Genomic DNA, 19,789 nt, shown 5'->3' with positions numbered 1-19,789 from the left:
TGACCGGGGGCACGAATTCGCCGCCGATGTAGTTGCCGTAGCGGTCCTTGAAGGAAACGACGGCGCCGGGGGTGCCGGGTTGTGCGTAACGCATGGTCTATCTCCTTGGCTCTTGTGCTTGTTGGTGGAGGACGCGCCGAAGCGCTGTGAGCAGCATAGAGCAAGGGGCGGGCCAGGCCAGCGCAAGCCCCGGCCGGCGTGGCCTGCGGCCATTGCCGGGGATATCGCGTCGGTGTGGCTGTGGCAGGGCTGGTACAGGCCGGGTGACAGTTTGTCACGCATCTGGCACAGCCCGATGACCCGTGGGTCATCCGGGCGTTGCAAAGGGCGTGGCGCTGGAGGATGCTGCGGCGACGTGGGTGCCCGTCCTGGGCGCCGGGCTGCCTCCCGGACCCCCGCTGCGGAGAACAACAAGACATGCACGACCACCTGAGCCGCCATGCTCAGCAAGTGCTGACCCTGGCGCAGGGCAAGGCCCAGTCGAGCGGGCCCGCTGCCGACCCTTCCATCGCCCGCTCCTGGCTGCGTTGCCTGGAAGACTACAACCTGGACCCGGCCCTGCCGCGCCCGCCTGCCGTGCTGGAGCACGCGCGGATGCTGGAATGCCGCGAGCGCATGCAGCAGGTGCTGGAGATCGCCAACGGCGAGATGAACAGTCTCTATCACCAGCTCTCCGGCACCGGCCACGCGGTGCTGCTGACCGATGCCCGTGGGGTGATCCTCAACTGTGTGACGGCCGCGGCCGAGCGCAACGCTTTCGAGCAGGCCGGCTTGTGGCTGGGCGCCGACTGGAGCGAGGCCCGCGAGGGCACCAACGGCATCGGCACCTGCCTGGTGGAGCGCCAGGCGCTGACCATCCACCAGGACGAGCACTTCCGCAGCCTGCACACCGGGCTGACCTGCTCGGCGAGCCCGGTGTTCGACCCCCATGGCGAGCTGCTGGCGGTGCTCGATGTCTCCTCGGCGCGGCGTGCCATGTCCCGCCAGAGCCAGTTCCACACCATGGCGCTGGTCAACCTCTCGGCGAAGATGATCGAGAGCTGCTACTTCCTGCGCCGCTTCGAAGGCGAGTGGCTGCTGCGCTTCCACCTGCAGGCCGAGTACGTCGGCCTGTTCAGCGAAGGGCTGATGGCCTTCGACGGCGAGGGGCGCATCCGCGCGGTGAACCAGGGCGCCATCAACCTGCTGGACAGCAGCCGCGAGCGCCTGTTGGGCACCACGGTGGAGGCCTGTTTCGACTGCCGCCTGGACGACCTGCTGGCCCGCGCCCAGCCCCAACCCAATGCCAGCTGGCCGCTGCGGGCACGCAACGGCCGGGTGCTGCATGCGGCGCTGCGCGGCCAGGCGCCCCGGCCGATGCCGGTGGCCCCTCTGGTGGTGGAGCGCCCGGCGGCACCGGGCCTGTGTTTGGGGGATGCGGCGCTGCAGGCGGACTTCCGCCGGGCCGTGAAGGTCTACGAGCGGGACGTGCCGTTGCTGGTAAACGGCGAGACCGGCTCCGGCAAGGAGGCCTTCGCCAAAGCCGTGCACCGGGCCAGCTCCCGGGCCGAGCGACCCTTCATCGCGCTGAACTGCGCGGCGATCCCGGAATCCCTGATCGAGAGCGAGCTGTTCGGCTATCGCGGCGGCAGCTTCACCGGTGCCCGCAAGGAAGGCATGCGCGGCAAGCTGCAGCAGGCCGACGGCGGCACGCTGTTCCTCGACGAGATCGGCGACATGCCCCTGGCCTTGCAGACCCGCCTGCTGCGGGTGCTGGAGGAGCGCCAGGTGGTGCCCATCGGCGGCGAGGCCCAGGCGGTGGACGTGCGCATCATCAGCGCCACCCACCGTGCCCTGGAGGCCCGTGTGCAGGCCGGCGACTTCCGCGAAGACCTGTACTACCGGCTCAACGGCCTGGTCATCGACCTACCGCCGCTGCGCGAACGCAGCGACCGGGAACCGCTGCTGGAGCACCTGCTGCGGGAGGAGGCGCGCGGCCAGGTGGTGCGCCTCGACGATGCCGCCCGCCAGGCCCTGCTGGCGCATCCCTGGCCGGGCAACGTGCGCCAGTTGCGCAACGTGCTGCGCACCCTGGTGGCGTTGTGCGAGGACGGGGTGATCCGCCTGGCCGACCTGCCCCGGGACATCCGCGAGCAGGCTGCACCGGTAACGCCGGCCAACCCGCTGGACGATGCCGAGCGCGCCGCCCTGCTGGGCGCCCTGGAAAGCCAGCGTTGGCACATGACCCGCACCGCCGAGCAACTGGGCATCAGCCGCAACACGCTGTACCGCAAGCTGCGCAAGCACGCTATCGAGACCCGCAGCCTGTGACACGGCCTGCGTAGCCCGGGCTTCAGCCCGGGAACCTCCCGCACGTGAAGAACCCGCCGATTGGCGGGTTCGTTCATTACCGGGGTCACCTGGGGGCAGGGGGATGACGCGCTGTTCATCCACCAGGTGATGCCGCCGGGGGAGTCTCTGCGAGGGCCGCCCCTACGGGTGCCTCGACAGGGGCTTCAAACGGCCTGTGGCATTTCCCCTCGTGCCAGCCGGGCGTTGATGGTGTCGATCACCTTCGGCAGGTCGGCGATGGTGTCGATCAGGTAGTGCGGGCGGGCGCCTTCGAAGAGCTGGCCGATGCGCTGGCGCGCCCGCTCCAGTTCCGTGGGCGAGAGGGCCTTGAACTGGTCCCAGGTCAGGCCCAGGGCGTTGCCGGAGCAGGTGAGGGCCACCGTCCACATGCCGGCCCGGCGGCCTTCGAGGATGCCCGGCCAGGTGTCGTCCACCTTCACGCAGGCGGCCACGTCCTCGATGCCGAGGGCGATGACGTTGGCCAGGGCCTGGGCCGGGTGCGGGCGGCCGTTGGGCACTTCGTCGGTGGCCACCACGTGGTCGGCGATGTAGCCGTTGCCTCGGGCCAGCTCCACCACCTTGTCCATCACCGCCTTGGGGTAGCCGGAGCAGGAGCCGATCTTCAGGCCGCGCTGGCGCAGCGCGGCGATGGCCTCCAGGGCGCCGGGGATGAGCGCCGAGTGGACGCCGATCTTCTCGATCTGCAGCGGCATGAAGCGTTCGTAGATGGCCGTGACGTCGTCGTCGGTCGGCAGCCGGCCGAAGGCGGCGCGGTAGCGTTCGGCGATGGCGGGCAGGTCGCAGAGGGTGCGGATGTGGTCCCACTTGCCCATGCCCATGGGGCCACGGGCTTCTTCCAGGGAGACGGCGACGCCGAACTCGGCGAAGGCTTCGACGAAGATCTGCGTCGGGGCGAAGGAGCCGAAGTCGACCACGGTGCCGGCCCAGTCGAGTACGGCGGCCTGCAGGCGGGTGGGGTGTTGGTAGTTCATGGCGATTCTCCGTCGGGGTTCAGGTTCGGGCGTTGGCCAGGCCGCCTGGGAGCGGTATGGCAGGGGGTGTTTCGGGTTGCGGCCGGCTGTTCCAGAACGGCACCAGCAGCAGGCTGGCCAGCAGGGCGGCGAAGGTGAAGGCGAGGAACACGGTGGTGGTGTCGAAGTAGCCCGGCAGCAGGCCGCCGAGGATGGCGCCCACCGAGCCGCAGCCGTTGACGAAGCCAGCGGCGGTGCCGGCCGCTTCCTGGGTGCCGAAGTCGACGGCGGCGGAGCTGCTGATCATCGAGTCCGGGCCGTAGAGGGTCATGCCCATGAGGAACAGCAGGCCCACCACCAGGTACAGGCTGCCGCTCTGCATGGCCGGCACGAACAGCGCGAGGCACAGGGTGAGGGCCGCCAGGCTGAACACGCAGGCGGGCATGCGGCGGGCGCCGAAGAGCTTGTCCGAGGCGATGCCGATGAGGATCGGCCCCACCAGCCCGGCCACTTCGAACGCCGTGGGGACGATGGCGGAGGCCACCTTGCCGATGGCCGGCATGCGTTCGTAGACGATCACCGGGCCCCACAGGAGGATCGCGTAGCGCGCCGGCTTGAGCAGGAAGTAGGCCAGGCCCAGGGCCAGCACCGGGCGGTTGGCCAGCACCTTGCGCAGCACCCGCCAGTGCCCGGGGCGCACGGCGGTCGGGTCGGCGGCCGCTGCGCTTTCCAGCGGTGGCAGGCCGACGTCCTCCGGGCGGTTGCGCTGCAGCAGCCAGAACAGCACGGCCACGCCCAGCACCACCAGTGCGCAGGAGACGAACGCCGCGCGCCAGTCGTGGAACACCTCGTAGGCCCACCAGCCGGCGAAGGGCGTGGCCACCAGGCCGCCGAAGGCGTAGCAGGTGCTCCAGTAGCCCAGCACTCGGCCGCGCTCCTGGGTGGCGAAGAAGCTGCCGATGTTCTTGCACAGCCCCGACCAGCCGGTGGACTGCGCCAGGCCCTGGACGAGCATGCAGCTGACGAAGATCGGCAGGGTGGCGAAGGTGCCCATGGCCAGGGCCGCCAGGGCCGAGATCAGCAGGCCGCCGAAGACCACGACCCGTGGCCCGAAGCGGTCGGCGAACAGCCCCCAGGTGAACTGGCCCACGGCGTAGGCGCCGAGGTAGAGCGCGTCGAGGTTGGCCATGGCGGCCTTGTCCAGCTCGAAGGTCGGGTCCTCGGCGATGCCGAGCTTGGCCACCGAGAAGGCCTTGCGGGTGAAGTAGAAGGCGGCGTAGGCCAGCCAGGTGATGAGGAAGATCTGGACCCGCCAGCGGTGCAGCGATTGCCAGCCGCGGGCGGTGGAGCCGGGTGAGGTGTGCATGGGTTCTGACCCCTGTGGACAGTGCATGAGGAGAGGTTGTTGTTCTTGTGGTGTGTCCTGGCTGTCTAAACGCCCGGCCTGGTCAGAAGGGCAGCGGTCGGGGCGTCAGGCGTGGGTGGGCTGTGCGCTAGGCAACTCCTCGCCGGCCTGGCCGGCAGTGGGCCGCGCCGGGGCGCGGCCGGTGGGGTTCAGGCCGCCTGGCCGGGGAGGGTGACCTGCATGGCGGCGAGGCTGTCGGCGATGGCGGCCAGCAACTGGCGGACGATGGCCTCGTCGATCTGGCCGATGCAGCCGATGCGGAAGCTCTCCGCCTCGGTGAGCTTGCCGGGGTAGATGACGAAGTGGCGGGCCTTGAGTTCGTCGTAGAAGCGCTTGAAGGCGAAGCGGGGGTGATCGGGGCTGAAGAAGGTGGTGATGATCGGCGACAGCCAGCGGTCCTCCAGCAGCGTGCGGAAGCCCATCTGGCGCATGCCGGCCACCAGCACGTCGCGGTTGCGGGTGTAGCGTGCCAGGCGCCCGGCCACGCCTTCCGCCGCGTGCTGGGCCAGTGCGGCGCGGAACGCCACCACGCTGTGGGTGGGTGGGGTGAAGCGCCACTGGCCGGTGCGCTCCATGTAGCGCCACTGCTCCAGCAGGTCGAGGCTCAGGGAGTGGGCGCGCCCGGCGGAGGCCTCCAGCAGGCTGCGGCGGATGATCACGAAGCCGAAGCCGGGGATACCTTCGATGCACTTGTTGGCCGAGGACACCAGCACGTCGAAGTCCACCGCCTGCACCGTGAGCGGCACGGCGCCGAACGAGCTCATGGCATCGACGATCAGCACCTTGCCGTGGCGACGCACCACGGCGGCGATCTCGGCCAGGGGGTTGAGGATGCCGGAGCTGGTCTCGCAATGGACCAGGAACACGCTGGTGACCTCCGGGTGGTCGCGCAGCAGGGCATCCACTTCCTCCGGCTGGGGCGGCAGGTAGTCGCCCTTGTCGAGGCTGATGTGGGCGCGGCCCAGGTAGTCGAGGATCTTGCCGGCACGCTGGCCGTAGGCACCGTTCATCAGCACCAGGGCCTTGCCGTCGCGGGGGATGGCGGTGGCCAGGGCGGCTTCGACGGCGAAGGTGCCGCTGCCCTGCAGCGGCACGCAGGCGTAGCGGTCGTCGTGCACGCCGGCCATGGCCAGGAGCTGCTGGCGCACCTCGGCGGTGACGCGGTTGAAGTCGGCATCCCAGGAGCCCCAGTCCTGCAGCATGGCCTCCTTGGTGGCGCGGGAGGTGGTCAGCGGGCCGGGGGTCAGCAGGTAGGGCTCGCCCAGCGCCGGAGCGGCCAGCGGGGCATGGGCAGTGGGGAATTCGGCGTGGGTCATGGTCGTCTCCAGCGGATGCGGGGTGGCGGTGCTGAAGGGGATGAGACCCGTTTCAGTGCGATAACTGAAATCGATTTATGGTATTTCACTCAGAAGCTGAGCTTATTTATCGGGGGTGACATGTCGGTTTCCCAGGCCCAACTCAAGGCCTTCCATGCCGTGGCCGTGCACGGCAATTTCACCCGCGCGGCGGAGCAGTTGTTCCTCAGCCAGCCGGCGGTGTCCGACCAGGTGCGCAAGCTGGAAGAACGCTTCGGCATGCTGCTGTTCAACCGCAACAAGCGCTCGGTGCAATTGACCGAACTGGGCGGGCAACTTTTGGCCATCACCCAGCGCCTGTTCGCCGCCGAGCGCGAGGCACTGGAGCTGCTCACCAGCTCCCGCGCCCTGGAGAGCGGCAGTCTGACCCTGGCGGTGGACGCGCCCATGCACCTGCTGCCGCACCTGGCGCGCTTCTGCGAGCGCTACCCCGGCATCCGTGTGCGGCTGGTGACGGGCAACAGCGATGAATCCCTGCGCCGGCTGTTCGACTACCAGGCCGACTTCGCCGTGCTCGGCCGCCCGGTGGACGACGAGCGGCTGATCAGCCACGTCCTTAGCAGCGGCCCCCTGGTGGCCTTCGTCGCCGACAGCCACCCCTGGGCCCACCGCGAGTCCCTGCACCTGGCCGACCTCCACCGCACCCCGCTGGTGCTGCGGGAGGAAGGCTCCATGACCCGGCAGATGCTGGAGGACGAAATGCACCGCGCCGGCCTGGAGGTCCTCCCCGCCATCGAAGTGGAAGGCCGCGAGGCGGTGTTCGAGATGGTCATGGCCGGGCTCGGCGTCGGCATCGTCTCCGCCGCCGAACTCGGCGCCGGGCGCGGCGTGCGTGTCCTGCCCATCCTCGACTTCGAATCGCGCATGACGGAAACGCTGGTGTGCTTGAAGGAGCAGGGGGCGAGGCGGGTGATTGGGGCGTTTTTGGCATCACTTGACCAAGAGGGACAACCGTAGCCGGTCCGCATTCCACGGCGGGCCCCTGTGCTAACCTGCGCCAAGTTTTCCCGGGCCCCGTCGGCCCGTTTCCAGAGGTCATCCATGCATATCCACATCCTCGGCATCTGCGGCACCTTCATGGGTTCGCTGGCGGTGCTGGCCAAGGAGCTGGGCCACCGCGTTACCGGCTCCGATGCGAACGTCTATCCCCCCATGAGTACCCAGCTGGAGGCCCAGGGCATCGAGCTGATGCAGGGCTATGACCCGGCTCACCTGGAGCCGGCGCCGGACCTGGTGGTGATCGGCAACGCGCTGTCACGGGGCAACCCGGCGGTGGAGCACGTGCTGAACAAGGGGCTGCCCTACGTTTCCGGCCCGCAATGGCTGGCGGACCATGTGCTGCAGGGGCGTTGGGTGATGGCGGTGGCCGGCACCCACGGCAAGACCACTACCACCAGCATGCTGGCCTGGGTGCTGGAACACGCGGGCATGAGCCCGGGCTTCCTCATCGGCGGGGTGCCGCAGAACTTCGGCGTCTCCGCGCGCCTGGGCAGCACGCCGTTCTTCGTGGTGGAGGCGGATGAGTACGACAGCGCTTTCTTCGACAAGCGCTCGAAGTTCGTCCACTACCGCCCGCGCACCGCCATCCTCAACAACCTCGAGTTCGACCATGCGGACATCTTCCCGGACCTGGCGGCCATCGAGCGGCAGTTCCATCACCTGGTGCGGACCATCCCCGGCGAGGGGCTGATCATCCATCCCACTGCCGAAAGCGCCCTGGTGCGGGTGCTGGGCATGGGCTGCTGGACCCCGGTGCAGACCACCGGCGAGGGCGGCCAGTGGCAGGCGCGACTGCTCAGCGAGGACGGCTCGCGCTTCGAGGTGCTGTTCGAGGGGCAGGTCGCCGGCACGGTGGACTGGAGCCTCACCGGCCAGCACAACGTGGCCAACGCCCTGGCGACCCTGGCTGCGGCGCGCCATGTGGGCGTGGTGCCGGAGCTGGGCGTGGCGGCGCTGTCGGCCTTCCAGAGCGTCAAGCGACGCATGGAGAAGGTGGCCGAGGTCAGGGGCGTGACCGTCTACGACGATTTCGCCCACCACCCCACCGCCATCGCCACTACCCTGGACGGCCTGCGCAAGCGCGTGGGCAATGCGCCGGTGATCGCGGTGATCGAGCCGCGCTCCAACTCCATGAAGCTGGGCGCCCACCGCGACGGGCTGCCCGACTCGGTGAAGCTGGCCGACCAGGTGTTCTGGTACGCGCCGCCGAACCTTGGCTGGGACCTCGCCGCCACGGTGGCCGGCTCCAGCGTGCCGACCCGGGTGTGCGATTCGCTGGAGGCCATCATCGAGGGCGTGAAGGCACTCGCGGTGCCGGGCACCCAGGTGGTGATCATGAGCAACGGTGGCTTCGGCGGCCTGCACGGCAAGCTGGCCCAGGCGCTGGAGGGCTGAAATGAGCGGCCCTGAACGCGTCACCCTGGCGATGACCGGCGCTTCCGGAGCCCAGTACGGCCTGCGCCTGCTGGACTGCCTGGTGCGGGAGGATCGCGAGGTGCACTTCCTCATCTCCAAGGCCGCGCAGCTGGTGATGGCGACGGAAACCGACGTCACCCTGCCGGCCAAGCCCCAGGCGATGCAGGCGTTCCTCAACGAGTACACCGGCGCCACGCCGGGGCAGATCCGTGTATACGGCAAGGAGGACTGGATGGCCCCGGTGGCCTCCGGTTCCGGCGCACCGGCGGCGATGGTGGTGGTGCCCTGTTCCACCGGCACCCTCTCGGCCATCGCCACCGGGGCCTGCAACAACCTGATCGAGCGGGCGGCCGATGTGGCCCTGAAGGAGCGCCGCCAGCTGATCCTGGTCCCCCGCGAGGCGCCGTACTCCAGCATCCACCTGGAGAACATGCTCAAGCTGTCCAACCTCGGCGCGGTGATCCTGCCGGCGTCGCCGGGCTTCTACCACCAGCCGCAGACCCTCGATGACCTGGTGGACTTCGTGGTCGCGCGCATCCTCAACCTGCTGGACATCCCCCAGGACATGCTGCCGCGCTGGGGCGAGCACCATCGGGTGAGCGATGAATAAAGGCGCACTCGCGCTGTTGCTGGCGCTGGCCCTGCCGGGCTGCGCCAGCGTCACCACCCTCAACGCCGCCAAGCCCGGTGCGCCGATCATCTACTCCGGCACTCGGCTCGATTGGTACGCCCTCCACGACGGTTGTTGCCCCATCGACCGTTTCGGCACCGAACCTCCGGCCTACCCGGCCGTCGACCTGCCCGCCAGCGCGTTGCTGGACACCCTGCTGCTGCCGCTTTCCGTGGCGGCGGAGCTGGGGATAGGGCTGGGGATTCGCGGCGGCAACTGATTGGGCGGGGGGCGTGCTCCCAGGCTGAAGCCCGGGCTACGTCCCTGTCTGGCGCGAGCGTGAGCCGAGGCTCAGGCCAGGTCCTGGCACACGTCCACCCATTGGGCGGCGACCAGGTCGGCCAGGCGTTCGGGGGGGATGCGAACGGCGCTGTGGATGGCGCCGGCGGCGGGGACGACTTCTTCGAAGGCTTGCAGCGAGCGGTCGCAGTAGACCGGCAGCGGGGTGGCCAGGCCGAAGGGGCAGACGCCGCCCACCGGGTGGCTGGTGAGGGCCTCCACGGTTTCGGCATCGAGCATCCGCGCCTTGGCGCCGAAGGTTTCCTTGAACTTGCGATTGTCGATGCGGGCATCGCCGCGGGCCACCACCAGCACGGCATCCTCGCCGACGCGGAACGCGAGGGTCTTGGCGATGCGACCGGGCTCGACACCGTGGGCCTCGGCGGCCAGGGCGACGGTGGCGGTGCTGGTTTCGAGTTCGATGATGGCGATGTCCGGCGCCTTGCTGGCGAAGAAGGCGCGCACGGATTCCAGGCTCATGGGATCGGTCCTTGGTCGTAGGTCAGCACGCCAGGTCGCGGACGTCGGGCAGGCTGTCGGCGAGCCCGTAGCGACCCTTGGCGTCGCGGGTCACCCGGCCGATGGCGACGGCCGGGTCGTGGGTGAAGACCAGGCGGCCATTGCGGGCCAGGAGGTCGGCCAGCAGGGCTTCCTTCTCTTCGATCAGGCCCTCGGGGAAGCGGTCGTAGCCCATGGTGATGGGCAGGTGGACCCAGGGGGCGCCGGGGACCAGGTCGCCGCTGAACACCACCGGGCCGTCGGGCATCTGCACTTCCGGCAGGAGCTGGCCGGGGGTGTGGCCATCGCTCCAGTGGAAGCGCCAGTCGGCGCCGAGGGTGGCGCTCTGTTCGCCGTCTTCCAGCAGCTCCAGCCGCTCGCTGGCCTGCAGCAGCTCCAGCAGTTCGGGAATGTAGGAGGCGCGGTCGCGGGCGTGGGGCGTGCAGGCGCGCTGCCACTGGCGACGGCCGGTGATGAAGCGGGCATTGGGGAACAGCAGGCGCAGCGGCTGGCCGTCTTCCCAGGGGGCGAGCAGGCCGCCGGCGTGGTCGAAGTGCAGGTGGGTGAGCAGCACCACGTCGATGTCGGCATGGTCGAGGCCCACGGCCGCCAGGCTGTCGAGCAGCACGTGGTGGCTCTCCTGCACGCCGTAGCGCTGCTTCAGGTCCGGGGAGAAGAAGGCGCCGATGCCGGTTTCCACCAGCACGTTGCGTTCGCCTTCACGCACCAGCAGGGCGCGGCAACCGAGGTCGATGCGGTTGAGGGCGTCCGGGGCCATCCAGCGTTCCCAGAGGGCGCGCGGGGCGTTGCCGAACATGGCGCCGCCGTCGAGTTTCTGGCTGTTGCCGGTGAGGGTGGTGAGGGTGCGCATGTCGGTCCCTGTCTGCGGGCGGAGCGGGCAAGGCTAACCCGAATGCCGGGGCGCCGGTCAATCCGCCCAGCCGCTGTAGACGAAGGTCATTGGGCGCGGGCCGGGCAGGTAGCGGGTGTTCAGCTCGCCGATGCGGAAGCCGCCGGTCTCGATCAGGCGGGGGATGTCGCGGTCCAGGTGGCAGCCCCCGGCCAGCGGTTTCCACAGCGGGGTGAGGCGTTGCTGCCAGCGCACCACGCCGGGGTCCGGGGCCAGGCCGTGCTCGGCGAAATGCAGGCGGCCACCGGGCTTGAGCACGCGGCGCATTTCCCGCAGGGCGGCGACGGCGTCGGGGATGGTGCAGAGGGTGAAGGTGCAGACGATGCTGTCGAAGCGGCCGTCATCGGCGCGGATCTCGCCCAGTTCCAGGGCGATGGTTTCCACCGGGATGGTGGTGGCGGCTGCGCGCTGCCGGGCCAGGGCCTGCATCTGCGCGGCGGGATCGACGCCGGTTACCCGGCTGACCCGCTGCGGGTCGTAGAAGGCGAGGTTGAGGCCGGTGCCGATGCCGATCTCCAGCACCTCGCCCTCGGCGTTGGGCACCACCTGGGAGCGGGTCTTCATGACGTGGCCCATGCCGCAGGCGTAGTCGATCAGGCGCGGGAGGATGTGGCGGTCGTAGAACTGCATGGGCGTTCCCTTCCTGGGCTGCGGAGCTGTCCACCCTACAGGCGCGGTCGGCTGGGTGTCGCGGGCGTTCCGGCCAAGGCCTGGGGCGCTTCAGCGGCCCAGGCGGCGCAGCTCGTCCGACTCCACCACGCGGGTGCCTTCGCCGGTCTCCAGGGCCAGGCGCCAGAGCGCGCGGGCCAGGGTGCAGGCTTCGATGCCCCGGTACTTGCCGGGGATCAGGCGCATCAGCGGGGCGGCGAGGCGTTCGCCGAGGCGGAATTCCTGGCGCGGGCCGAGCAGCAGTGAGGGGCGGGCAAGGGTGAGTTGCGGCCAGCCCTGGTCGCGCAGGGCGTCTTCCATCTCGCCCTTGACGCGGTTGTAGAAGACCGAGGAGCCCCGGTCCGCGCCGAGGGCACTGATGACCAGGTAGTGCCGTGCGCCCAGCTCCCGGGCGCGGCGGCCGACGGCCACCACCAGGTCGATGTCGATGGCGCGGAAGGCCTCCTGGGAACCGGCCTGGCGGATGGTGCTGCCCAGGCAGCAGAAGGCGGTGTCGACGGGGCCGCCGAGCTGGGGCAGCAGGTTGGTCAGCTCGCCCACCGGGTTTTCCAGGCGTGGGTGGGCGGCGAGTGGGCGGCGCGAGGGGGCGAGCACGCGCTCGACGGTGCGCTCGTTGAGCAGGCGGTCGAGCAGGTGCTCGCCGGTGAGGCCGGTGGCGCCGGCGAGCAGGATGTGCTGGGGCGTCAGGTGCATGGTGGCTGTCTCTCCGCTGACACAGGTACAGCTTAGTGGCTGGCCGGGGTTTTGGCCCCGTCCGCCGGCTTGTCGGCCAGTGCCTGCAGGGCCTGGTTGGCGCGCAGGCGCTTCCAGTGGGCGAGCACGGCCTTGGGGGCCCAGATCTGTGGTTCGGAGGGTTCGAAGTCGTCCTCCTTCTCCCATTTGGCGACTGCCTCCCGGGCGAGCTTGAAGGCGCGCTCGAGGTCGTCGGTCTGGTTCAGGGCGTCGGCCAGCAGGGCGCGGCCGAAGTAGGTGAAGTCGTTGTCGTCGGAGCAGCCGAAGGACACGCGATCGGCGCGGGCGGCGGTCATCACCAGGGTCTTGTCGTCCTTCAGGGCGGGGATGAAGCCGCCGGAATAGCAGGCGGAGATCACCAGCACCTTGTGACGGTCACGCAGGGGGGCGAGGAGGGTGGCCAGGTCGGCGGCGGCGAGGTCGGACAGTTGCAGGCCGGGTTGCTCCAGGGCGAGCTGGTGGTCGGCGGAGCCGTGGCTGGTGAGGTAGATGAACACCAGGTCTTCCGGGCCGGTGCGCTTGGCCAGGGTCTCGACGGCGCGGGCGAGGCTCTCGCGGGTGGCCAGGGGGCGGTCGGCCATGTGATCGCGGTGGTTCACCAGGGTGATGTGGCCACGGGCGGCGAAGCGGTCGCTCATCAGCTTGGCGGCGTAGTCGGCTTCCCGCAGGAACACGCTCTGGCGGCCATCGCCGCCCAGGCTCAGGCTGTACAGCTCGGGGGCCGGGGTGGACGGCGGGACGGCGGCGAGGGCTTCGTCCAGCAGACGCCCCTGTTGCAGCAGGCCGACCTCCAGTGGATCGGGCAGTGCCTGGCCGGCGGCATCCCGCACGCGGCGGCCGTTGCGCCAAGTGCCGCGCTCCTGCTCGCCACTGGCCAGGGTGAGGGTGCCGTCGCCGGCGTAGCGGCCGTTGGCGAAACCGCCGACGTAGTGGCTGCCGTCGGCCAGGCGCAGGTCGCCCTGGCCGTGGTAGCGCCAGGTGCGGAAGGCGCCTTGGTAGTGCTCGCCGTCTGCCCCCTTGTATTCGCCCTTGCCGGTCAGTGCGCCGTTGCGGAACTCGCCGCTCCACACCGCGCCTTCGGCGTTCTGGTAGCGGCCCTTGCCGTTGAAGCGGTTGCTGGCGAAGCCGCCGCTGTAGCGGTCGCCGTCGCTGCCCTGGTAGTCGCCTTCACCGTTCAGCTGTCCCTGCTTGAAGGTGCCGCTGAAGCGGTTGCCTTCGCTGTCGGTGAGCACGCCGGGGCCGTCGGGCTGGCCGTTGCGGAAACGGCCCTGGTGTTCGCTGCCGTCGGGCATGCGCAGGGTGCCGAGGCCGTGGTACTGGTCGTTGCGGAAGCCGCCCTGGTAGACCATCTCGCCCCGTGCGAGGCGGCCTTCGCCGTCGAAGCGGTTGCCCTTGAAGCTGCCTTCGTAGACGGTGCCATCGCGGTAGGTCATGCGGCCCTTGCCGTCGAACAGGCCGTCGCGGAACTCGCCTTCGTACTCCACGCCTTCCGGGCCGTGCCAGCGACCCTGGCCATTGGCCTGGCCGTCCTTGAAGCGGCCTTCGAACCAGGTGCCGTTGGTGTAGTCGAGGCGGCCGGGGCCTTGCAGCAGGCCGTCGACCACCTCGCCCCGGTAGCGGGCGCCATCGGGCAGTCGGGCGTCGGGCGGGGTGATGGGCTCGCCTTCGCCGCAGGCGGCGAGCAACACGGCAAGGCTGAGGGGAAGAAGGGCTTTCATCGGCAGTCCCTGGCTGAATGGCTGCCCTAGTGTGGCGTAAAAAAGCCCGCGTGAGCGGGCTTTTGTAGCGGACGTGCGAGACCGGTCAGGTCCACTGGGTGATCTTGTTGCCCTGTTTGTCGGTGAAGGCGCCGACGATGATCATGATGAAGTCGATCAGGGTCCAGATGCCCAGGCCGCCGAGGGTGACGATCTGCAGGATGGCGGTGCCGATCTTGCCGACGTAGAAGCGGTGGGCGCCGAAGGTGCCGAGGAAGAAGCAGAGCAGGAAGGCGGGCAGGATACGCTTTTCGGTCATGGAACTGTCCTTGTTGACGAGTCGGTTGGGAGTCCCCAGGGCGGGGCGGGCGGCATTCTAGCGAGACGAGACGCTCGGGGCGAGAGGCGCCGGCTGCTTTCGCAGCGGCGCCGGGGGCGTCAGACGAAGCAGAGGCTGAGGGACTCGGCGACGTAGGCCGGCTTGGCCTGGCCTTCGATCTCGAGGGTGGCGCGGGCCTTGATCAGCCACTGGCCGGGGTTCTTCTCGGTGACGTCGAGTACGGTGAGGGCCAGGCGCACCCGCGAGTTCACCGGCACCGGCTGGATGAAGCGGACGCTGTCCAGACCGTAGTTGATGCCCATCTTCAGGCCTTCGGGGAGCACCAGCAGCTTTTCCGACAGCACCGGGATCAGCGACAGGCTGAGGAAACCGTGGGCGATGGTGGTGCCGAAGGGGGTGCGCTTGGCCTTCTCCGGGTCGACATGGATGAACTGGTGGTCGCCGGTGCATTCGGCGAACTGGTTGATGCGTTCCTGATCGATGGTCAGCCACTCGGAGTGACCCAGGTCCTTGCCAATGTAGCTTTTCAGTTCTGCAACAGGTACGAACGGCATGCTTCATCCTCCGTGGACGGTTTTTTTCTTCTTCTTGTGGCGGGCTGGCTCGCCCGGCGCGTTGGCGTAGATCAGCACGGGCCCGGGGCCCGGTCAAGCCGGCATGGCCCCTGCGAATGGCGGGTTATAGCGGGCGGGGCAGGCGTGCCTATAATGGCCCACCCTGGCTCCGGCCCGTCTGCGACGGGCCTGTGGAGACGGAGCGGGGACGGAAGACTGTCTGGAGACCCCTCATGCTGCTGCGTGGCTTGACCTGGCTGGTGCTGTTCCAGTTGCTCGGCACCGGGCTGAACGCCCTGTTCCTGCACATGCTGCCCGGGCCCATTATCGGGCTGGTGCTGCTGTTCGTGTTCCTCGTCGTCCGGGGCGAGGTCGGGGAGCCGCTGACGGTGGCGTCCGGCGCCCTGCTGCGCTACCTGCCGCTGCTGCTGGTGCCGCCGGCGGTGGGGGTGATGGTCTACGCGCGGGCGATCTGGGAAGACGCCTGGGCGGTGGTCGGTGCGCTGGGGCTGTCGGTGTTCTTCTCGTTGCTGTTCGTGGGCTGGCTGATGCAGCGGCTGATCGACCGCCGCGGCGGCGAGGAGGGCAAGGCATGAGCCTGGCATGGCAATCGGCCTGGCAGGCCGTGGCGCACCACCCGCTGTTCGGTGTGGGGCTGACCCTCGCTGCCTACCAGTTGGCCAGCTCGCTGTACGAGCGCTCCCGGCTGATGTTCCTGCAGCCGGTGCTGGTGTCGATGGCACTGGTGATCGCGGTGCTGGTGCCGCTGGGCATCGGCTATGACGAGTACCGCCAGAGCACCACGCTGCTCAACCTGCTGCTGGGCCCCGCCACGGTGGCGCTGGCGGTGCCGCTGTTCCTCAACCTCAAGCGCATTCGCCAGCTGTTCTGGCCGACGTTGCTGACCCTGGCCCTCGGCGGACTGGTGGCGACGGTGATGGGCGTCGGCCTGGCCTGGGCGTTCGGCGCCGAGCACATGGTGTTGATGACCATGGCGCCCAAGTCGGTCACCTCGCCCATCGCCATGCTGGTGGCCGAGCAGATCGGCGGCGTAGCGGCGCTGGCGGCGGTGTTCGTGCTCATCACCGGGGTGATCGGGGCCATGCTCGGCCCGGAGATGCTGCGCCGCATCGGCGTTCACCACCCTGCTGCACAAGGCATGGCGCTGGGCATCACCGCCCATGCGGTGGGTACGGCGCGCGCGCTGCAGGAGGGCGAGGAGTGCGGCGCCTTCGCGGCGCTGGCGATGAGCCTGATGGGGGTGGCGACGGCGGTGCTGCTGCCGTTGGCCGTGGCGATGATCGTGTGAGGGACGAGGGATGGAACTGCCGCTGTTTCCGCTGAATACCGTGTTGTTTCCTGGCTGCATGCTCGACCTGCAGCTGTTCGAGGCGCGCTACCTGGACATGATCGGGCGCTGCATGAAGCAGAGCACCGGCTTTGGCGTGGTGGGCATCCTCGAAGGCGAGGAGGTCGGCAGCGCTGCCCAGCGCATTGCGCCCCTGGGGTGCGAGGCGCTGATCCGTGACTGGCAGCAACTGCCCAACGGGCTGCTGGGCATCCGGGTCGAGGGCGGCCGGCGCTTCACGGTCGAAGGTACGCGTGTGCAGGCCGACCAGCTCACCCTGGGGGATATCGCCTGGCTGGACGACGACGATGCCGACCGGCCGCTGCTGCCGGAGCACGCCGACCTGGCCGCGCTGCTCAATGCCCTGGCCGAGCACCCGCTGGTGAAGGGGCTGGGCATGGGCGGCCTGGCTCACGGCCAGCAGGAGCTGGCCAACCAGTTGGCCTACCTGCTGCCCTTCTCCCTCGACGAGAAGCTGGAGCTGCTGGCCCTGGGCAGCCCGGATGCGCGGCTCGACCACCTGCAGACGCTGCTTAACCGCCTTCAGGGCGACGTCATCGCCTGATCACGCCGGGCGTGGGCCTTCCGCCACGCCCAGGCGCCTATCTATTTGTAGCGATACAGGCTGAAGGCTTCCGGCAGCGCCCAGGTGGCGAAGCCGCCGAGCAGGGCCAGTGCGGCCGGCAGCAACAGCCACCAGACCCGTGGGCTCATCGCCGGCAGCGAGGCCTGGCGCTGGATCAGTGCCAGCCAGCCGGCGCACACGCAACTGGCCAGCAGGGCGCCAGCGATGATGTCGGTCGGCCAGTGCACCCCGAGGTAGACCCGCGACAGCGCGATGCTGGCAGCCGGCAGGCAGGCCAGCAGCATCCAGGTCAGGCGCAGGCGCGGCGGTTGGCCACGGCCTGCCAGCACCCCCAGCACCAGGAAGAAGGCGAACGCGGCGGAGCTGTGGCCGCTGGGGAAGCTGAAGCTGCTCAGCGGTTCGGCCAGTACGTCCGGTCGGGCGCGGGCGAACAGGTGCTTGAGGGCGCCGTTGGCCAGGGCGGTGGTGATCAGCGTGCCCCCGGCGAACAGCGCGTGGCGCCATTGCCGGGCCAGGAGCAGCAGGCCGGTGATCAGCGCGCCGGCGAAGAACTGGGTGCGGAAATCGCCCAGGCGCGTCACCAGCACCGCCAGGCTGTCGAGGGTGGCCTGGCGTTGTTCCTGCACCAGTGCCATCAGGCCCTGGTCGAAGTCATGCAACGACGACCAGCCGAAGAACAGCGCCACCAGCAGCACCAGGCTCAGGCCGGCGGCGAGCGAGGTGGCCCAGCGCTTGTGCCGCAGGCTGCCCTGGACGATCAGGCCGATCATCACCAGCACCGCGACCACCACCACGGCGGCCTCGCTCCAGAACCCTTCCGGCAACGGCAGGCGGAAGGCCGCCCCGGCAGCCCAGCCGGGCAGCAGGTAGGCCACGGACCAGCCGGCCGCCGCCACCAGGCTGACGGCGATGAAGCGCGGCAGCGGCATGTCCAGCATGCCGGCCACCATGGGCAGCATGGGCCGCAGCGGGCCGATGAAGCGCCCCACCAGCAGGCTGGCCACGCCGTAGCGCTGGAAATAGGTCTCGGCCCCGGCCAGCCACTCCGGGTGGTGGCGCAAACCGGGTAGTCGGCGGATGTTCTGGTGGAAGCGCCGCCCCAGCCCATAGGAGATGGCGTCTCCCAGCAGGCCGCCGAGGTAGCCCAGCAGCAGCGTCTCGCCCAGGCCCAGGGCGCCGCTGCCGGCCAGGGCCGCCACGGCGAACAGCAGCACGGTGCCGGGCACGATGATGCCGGCGATGGCCAGGCATTCGACGCAGGCGATGGTGAAGATGGCCAGGCCCAGCCACTGCGGGTTGGCGCTGAGCCAGTCGGTGATGGCGTGCAGCCATTCGGTCATGCGGGCGTTCCTTCGATCAGGTGGTAGTGCTCGCCTTCGACCTGCCCCCGGCGCAACGGGTTGCGCGTGCAGTGGCGGGCGTAGGTGGCGTCGACGAAGCGGTAGGGCAGGTGCTCGTCGCGGCCGCTGGGGATGCCGAGGCGGCTGGTCTGGATGATGACGGTGGGGCGTGCGCCCGTGTCGTCGACGAACAACCGGGCGGGGGCGAAGCGTTGCGCGTCCCAGTCCGGCACCTTCAGCCCCAGCGCCTTGCACAGCAGCGTCTGGCCGTTGCAGAGGCGCTCGGGCGGGCGCGGGCGACCCTGGGCATCGGGGTTGTTGGCCTGCATCACGGCCAGGGCCTCGGGGCCGGACACGGCATCCACCCAGGGGTAGGCGGATTTGATCAGCACCGCGTTGCCGGGCCCCTTGGCGCTGAAGTTCAGCGAGTCGCCACCCCGGGCGTAATACATGTAGATGTGGCCGCCATCGAGGAACAGCGCCCGGCGCTTCTCGGTGTAGCCGAGGGAGGCGTGGCTGCCTTTCTCGGCCAGGTAATAGGCTTCGGTCTCGATGATGCGGGCCGACAGCCAGCGCCCGTCGACGCGGTGGCGGATGACCTTGCCCAGCAGCTCGCGGGCCAGCAGTTGGGCATCGCGGTCGAAGAACCCGTCCGCCAGGGGGCGGGCGCCGGGCCAGGGCAAACTTAGGGTGGGATCGTCGGGCATGGGCTGTTGGTGGGCTATGGCTCGGAATAGGCTGGCGATTATACGGAAGCCCCGCTTGATCGAAGCTGAACGGCGGGGCGGGAACACACCCAGAAAAACAATAAGAGCCTGCCATGCCCCGAGCCGTTCGCGCCGACAGCGCCCATATCACCCCCAGTGCCCATTACACCGGCTATGTCTGGTACCGCCATCGCCTGGCCGAGGCGCCCTTCGCCACGGCGTTCGGGCGCTGGGTCCACGGCGCGCTCAGCCCCATCGCCTGGGGCGCGCGAGCGCTGTTCGGGCTGGACATCGAGCAGTTCCTGCTGCAGCGCCACCTGCTGATCGACGCCCGCCTGGAGCGGGCGATCCGCGACGAGGGTGTGGTGCAGGTGGTGGAGATCGCCTGCGGGCTGTCGCCCCGGGGGCGGCGCTTCTGCCTGCGCCATCCGCAGTTGCGCTACCTGGAGGCGGACTTGCCGCCGATGGCCGCGCGCAAGCGCCTGCTGCTGCATGCCGAAGGCTGGCTGAACAGCCGTCACCAGGTGCGTGCGGTGGACATCCTTGCCGGGGAGGGCGCCCAAGGGCTGGAGGCGCTGTTCTCCGGGCTGGATACCGGGCTGCCGGTGGTGGTGATCACCGAGGGGCTGGTGAACTACTTCCAGTTGCCGGTGATCGAGGGTTTCTGGCAGCGCCTGGCCGAGCAGATGCGCCGCTTCCCCCGCGCCACCTACCTCACCGACCTCTACCCGGACCTGCGCGAGCACCCGCGCTACCGCCAGGTGCGCTGGGGCGTCGGCCTGGTGGGGCGGCTCACGCGTGGGCACTACCCGCTGCACTACCGCAGTGCCGAGGCCATCGTCGAGGGTTTTTCGGCATGCGGTTTCGACCGGGTCTCGGTGCTGGACCCGGCTGAACAAGGGGCCGGGCTTGGTTTGCCCCCCGGGCGCTGGCCTGCCCTGGTACGGGTGGTGGAGGCCCGCACCGGGGCCTGAGCCCCGGT

At 69.7% G+C, this 19,789-nt stretch carries 22 protein-coding genes; 9 read left to right on the top strand and 13 right to left on the bottom strand.

The genetic code is table 11. The features are described 5' to 3' along the window. A partial coding sequence (locus BM198_RS30575; RefSeq protein ID WP_244165684.1) for a hypothetical protein occupies positions 1-94 on the bottom strand: 94 nt, incomplete at its 3' end. A gap of 323 nt (positions 95-417) precedes the next feature. Between BM198_RS30575 and BM198_RS24815 the strand changes: the two genes are divergently transcribed. Further along, a complete protein-coding gene (locus tag BM198_RS24815; RefSeq protein ID WP_074973220.1) occupies positions 418-2,310 on the top strand; it encodes a sigma-54-dependent Fis family transcriptional regulator in 1,893 nt (630 codons plus the stop codon). A gap of 185 nt (positions 2,311-2,495) precedes the next feature. On the opposite strand, the gene phnX is transcribed toward BM198_RS24815, so the two are convergent. The 3 genes from phnX to BM198_RS24800 all read right to left on the bottom strand — a co-directional run bounded on the left by phnX (position 2,496) and on the right by BM198_RS24800 (position 6,023). Beyond that, positions 2,496-3,323 (bottom strand): phosphonoacetaldehyde hydrolase, encoded by an 828-nt coding sequence (gene phnX, locus BM198_RS24810; protein WP_074973218.1) that lies wholly within the window; start codon positions 3,321-3,323, stop codon positions 2,496-2,498. A 19-nt stretch (positions 3,324-3,342) separates the two neighbouring features. Continuing rightward, the gene (locus BM198_RS24805; RefSeq protein ID WP_074973216.1) at positions 3,343-4,668 is read right to left on the bottom strand and encodes an MFS transporter; all 1,326 of its coding nucleotides are present in this window, start codon (positions 4,666-4,668) and stop codon (positions 3,343-3,345) included. Positions 4,669-4,856: 188 nt separating this feature from the next. Then, entirely contained in the window at positions 4,857-6,023 is a 1,167-nt protein-coding gene (locus tag BM198_RS24800) for a 2-aminoethylphosphonate--pyruvate transaminase (RefSeq protein WP_074973214.1), read from the bottom strand. A 120-nt stretch (positions 6,024-6,143) separates the two neighbouring features. Here BM198_RS24800 and BM198_RS24795 point away from each other — a divergent pair, with 120 nt between their 5' ends. The 4 genes from BM198_RS24795 to BM198_RS24780 all read left to right on the top strand — a co-directional run bounded on the left by BM198_RS24795 (position 6,144) and on the right by BM198_RS24780 (position 9,367). Continuing rightward, positions 6,144-7,019 (top strand): LysR substrate-binding domain-containing protein, encoded by an 876-nt coding sequence (locus BM198_RS24795; protein ID WP_074973212.1) that lies wholly within the window; start codon positions 6,144-6,146, stop codon positions 7,017-7,019. Between the two features lie 84 nt (positions 7,020-7,103). After that, positions 7,104-8,456, top strand: a complete 1,353-nt coding sequence (mpl, locus tag BM198_RS24790) for a UDP-N-acetylmuramate:L-alanyl-gamma-D-glutamyl-meso-diaminopimelate ligase (RefSeq protein ID WP_074973210.1) — start codon at positions 7,104-7,106, stop codon at positions 8,454-8,456. A 1-nt stretch (position 8,457) separates the two neighbouring features. Further along, positions 8,458-9,087, top strand: a complete 630-nt coding sequence (gene ubiX / locus BM198_RS24785) for a flavin prenyltransferase UbiX (protein WP_044410813.1) — start codon at positions 8,458-8,460, stop codon at positions 9,085-9,087. Beyond that, on the top strand, positions 9,080-9,367 hold the full coding sequence (locus BM198_RS24780) for a YceK/YidQ family lipoprotein (RefSeq protein ID WP_074973208.1): 288 nt from the start codon (positions 9,080-9,082) through the stop codon (positions 9,365-9,367). Before ubiX ends, BM198_RS24780 begins: the two co-directional genes overlap by 8 nt. A gap of 71 nt (positions 9,368-9,438) precedes the next feature. On the opposite strand, the gene BM198_RS24775 is transcribed toward BM198_RS24780, so the two are convergent. From BM198_RS24775 to BM198_RS24745, 7 genes are all read right to left on the bottom strand, one after another. After that, a complete protein-coding gene (locus BM198_RS24775) occupies positions 9,439-9,906 on the bottom strand; it encodes a YbaK/EbsC family protein (RefSeq protein ID WP_074973206.1) in 468 nt (155 codons plus the stop codon). 22 nt (positions 9,907-9,928) lie between these two features. After that, positions 9,929-10,795, bottom strand: a complete 867-nt coding sequence (locus BM198_RS24770; RefSeq protein WP_074973204.1) for an MBL fold metallo-hydrolase — start codon at positions 10,793-10,795, stop codon at positions 9,929-9,931. 57 nt (positions 10,796-10,852) lie between these two features. Then, on the bottom strand, positions 10,853-11,464 hold the full coding sequence (locus BM198_RS24765) for a class I SAM-dependent methyltransferase (RefSeq protein ID WP_074973202.1): 612 nt from the start codon (positions 11,462-11,464) through the stop codon (positions 10,853-10,855). Positions 11,465-11,554: 90 nt separating this feature from the next. Next, on the bottom strand, positions 11,555-12,196 hold the full coding sequence (locus BM198_RS24760) for an oxidoreductase (protein WP_074973200.1): 642 nt from the start codon (positions 12,194-12,196) through the stop codon (positions 11,555-11,557). Positions 12,197-12,228: 32 nt separating this feature from the next. After that, the gene (locus BM198_RS24755) at positions 12,229-13,953 is read right to left on the bottom strand and encodes a C13 family peptidase (RefSeq protein WP_074973198.1); all 1,725 of its coding nucleotides are present in this window, start codon (positions 13,951-13,953) and stop codon (positions 12,229-12,231) included. A gap of 85 nt (positions 13,954-14,038) precedes the next feature. Then, a complete protein-coding gene (locus BM198_RS24750; RefSeq protein WP_074973197.1) occupies positions 14,039-14,251 on the bottom strand; it encodes a TM2 domain-containing protein in 213 nt (70 codons plus the stop codon). A 119-nt stretch (positions 14,252-14,370) separates the two neighbouring features. Then, positions 14,371-14,826, bottom strand: coding sequence for a MaoC family dehydratase (locus BM198_RS24745; RefSeq protein ID WP_044410793.1), 456 nt, complete (start codon positions 14,824-14,826; stop codon positions 14,371-14,373). 233 nt (positions 14,827-15,059) lie between these two features. On the opposite strand from BM198_RS24745, the gene BM198_RS24740 reads away from it, so the two are divergent. From BM198_RS24740 to BM198_RS24730, 3 genes are read left to right on the top strand one after another with little or no spacing between them, the layout of a single operon-like run. Continuing rightward, positions 15,060-15,422, top strand: a complete 363-nt coding sequence (locus BM198_RS24740; protein WP_074973195.1) for a CidA/LrgA family protein — start codon at positions 15,060-15,062, stop codon at positions 15,420-15,422. Positions 15,423-15,424: 2 nt separating this feature from the next. Then, positions 15,425-16,135 (top strand): LrgB family protein, encoded by a 711-nt coding sequence (locus BM198_RS24735; protein WP_139233705.1) that lies wholly within the window; start codon positions 15,425-15,427, stop codon positions 16,133-16,135. Positions 16,136-16,145: 10 nt separating this feature from the next. Further along, positions 16,146-16,739, top strand: coding sequence for an LON peptidase substrate-binding domain-containing protein (locus tag BM198_RS24730; protein ID WP_074973193.1), 594 nt, complete (start codon positions 16,146-16,148; stop codon positions 16,737-16,739). 41 nt (positions 16,740-16,780) lie between these two features. Here the strand turns inward: BM198_RS24730 and BM198_RS24725 are convergent, their stop codons facing one another. Together BM198_RS24725 and BM198_RS24720 are read right to left on the bottom strand one after the other, a co-directional pair. Further along, positions 16,781-18,100 carry a bifunctional DedA family/phosphatase PAP2 family protein gene (locus tag BM198_RS24725; RefSeq protein WP_074973191.1) on the bottom strand — a complete coding sequence of 440 codons (1,320 nt, stop codon included), beginning with the start codon at positions 18,098-18,100 and terminating at the stop codon, positions 16,781-16,783. After that, positions 18,097-18,807 carry a DNA-3-methyladenine glycosylase gene (locus BM198_RS24720; RefSeq protein WP_074973189.1) on the bottom strand — a complete coding sequence of 237 codons (711 nt, stop codon included), beginning with the start codon at positions 18,805-18,807 and terminating at the stop codon, positions 18,097-18,099. The genes BM198_RS24725 and BM198_RS24720 overlap by 4 nt, the downstream gene beginning before the upstream one ends. Before the next feature lie 113 nt (positions 18,808-18,920). On the opposite strand from BM198_RS24720, the gene BM198_RS24715 reads away from it, so the two are divergent. Continuing rightward, positions 18,921-19,781 carry a class I SAM-dependent methyltransferase gene (locus BM198_RS24715; protein WP_074973187.1) on the top strand — a complete coding sequence of 287 codons (861 nt, stop codon included), beginning with the start codon at positions 18,921-18,923 and terminating at the stop codon, positions 19,779-19,781. Positions 19,782-19,789: the final 8 nt, after the last annotated feature.

Source organism: Metapseudomonas otitidis (genome assembly GCF_900111835.1).
Taxonomy (GTDB): Bacteria; Pseudomonadota; Gammaproteobacteria; order Pseudomonadales; family Pseudomonadaceae; genus Metapseudomonas; species Metapseudomonas otitidis.
Note: the sequence above shows the minus strand (reverse complement) of the source record. Positions and strands in the feature narration are given on the sequence as shown.

Coding starts and splice junctions, on each gene's coding strand:
- BM198_RS24755 (WP_074973198.1), bottom strand. CDS start 13,953: ATGAAAGCCCTTCTTCCCCTCAGCCTTGCCGTGTTGCTCGCCGCCTGC.
- BM198_RS24725 (WP_074973191.1), bottom strand. CDS start 18,100: ATGACCGAATGGCTGCACGCCATCACCGACTGGCTCAGCGCCAACCCG.
- BM198_RS24745 (WP_044410793.1), bottom strand. CDS start 14,826: ATGCCGTTCGTACCTGTTGCAGAACTGAAAAGCTACATTGGCAAGGAC.
- BM198_RS24740 (WP_074973195.1), top strand. CDS start 15,060: ATGCTGCTGCGTGGCTTGACCTGGCTGGTGCTGTTCCAGTTGCTCGGC.
- BM198_RS24795 (WP_074973212.1), top strand. CDS start 6,144: ATGTCGGTTTCCCAGGCCCAACTCAAGGCCTTCCATGCCGTGGCCGTG.
- BM198_RS24730 (WP_074973193.1), top strand. CDS start 16,146: ATGGAACTGCCGCTGTTTCCGCTGAATACCGTGTTGTTTCCTGGCTGC.
- BM198_RS24750 (WP_074973197.1), bottom strand. CDS start 14,251: ATGACCGAAAAGCGTATCCTGCCCGCCTTCCTGCTCTGCTTCTTCCTC.
- phnX (WP_074973218.1), bottom strand. CDS start 3,323: ATGAACTACCAACACCCCACCCGCCTGCAGGCCGCCGTACTCGACTGG.
- mpl (WP_074973210.1), top strand. CDS start 7,104: ATGCATATCCACATCCTCGGCATCTGCGGCACCTTCATGGGTTCGCTG.
- BM198_RS24775 (WP_074973206.1), bottom strand. CDS start 9,906: ATGAGCCTGGAATCCGTGCGCGCCTTCTTCGCCAGCAAGGCGCCGGAC.
- BM198_RS24720 (WP_074973189.1), bottom strand. CDS start 18,807: ATGCCCGACGATCCCACCCTAAGTTTGCCCTGGCCCGGCGCCCGCCCC.
- BM198_RS24800 (WP_074973214.1), bottom strand. CDS start 6,023: ATGACCCACGCCGAATTCCCCACTGCCCATGCCCCGCTGGCCGCTCCG.
- BM198_RS24760 (WP_074973200.1), bottom strand. CDS start 12,196: ATGCACCTGACGCCCCAGCACATCCTGCTCGCCGGCGCCACCGGCCTC.
- BM198_RS24805 (WP_074973216.1), bottom strand. CDS start 4,668: ATGCACACCTCACCCGGCTCCACCGCCCGCGGCTGGCAATCGCTGCAC.
- BM198_RS24765 (WP_074973202.1), bottom strand. CDS start 11,464: ATGCAGTTCTACGACCGCCACATCCTCCCGCGCCTGATCGACTACGCC.
- ubiX (WP_044410813.1), top strand. CDS start 8,458: ATGAGCGGCCCTGAACGCGTCACCCTGGCGATGACCGGCGCTTCCGGA.
- BM198_RS24780 (WP_074973208.1), top strand. CDS start 9,080: ATGAATAAAGGCGCACTCGCGCTGTTGCTGGCGCTGGCCCTGCCGGGC.
- BM198_RS24770 (WP_074973204.1), bottom strand. CDS start 10,795: ATGCGCACCCTCACCACCCTCACCGGCAACAGCCAGAAACTCGACGGC.
- BM198_RS24715 (WP_074973187.1), top strand. CDS start 18,921: ATGCCCCGAGCCGTTCGCGCCGACAGCGCCCATATCACCCCCAGTGCC.
- BM198_RS24815 (WP_074973220.1), top strand. CDS start 418: ATGCACGACCACCTGAGCCGCCATGCTCAGCAAGTGCTGACCCTGGCG.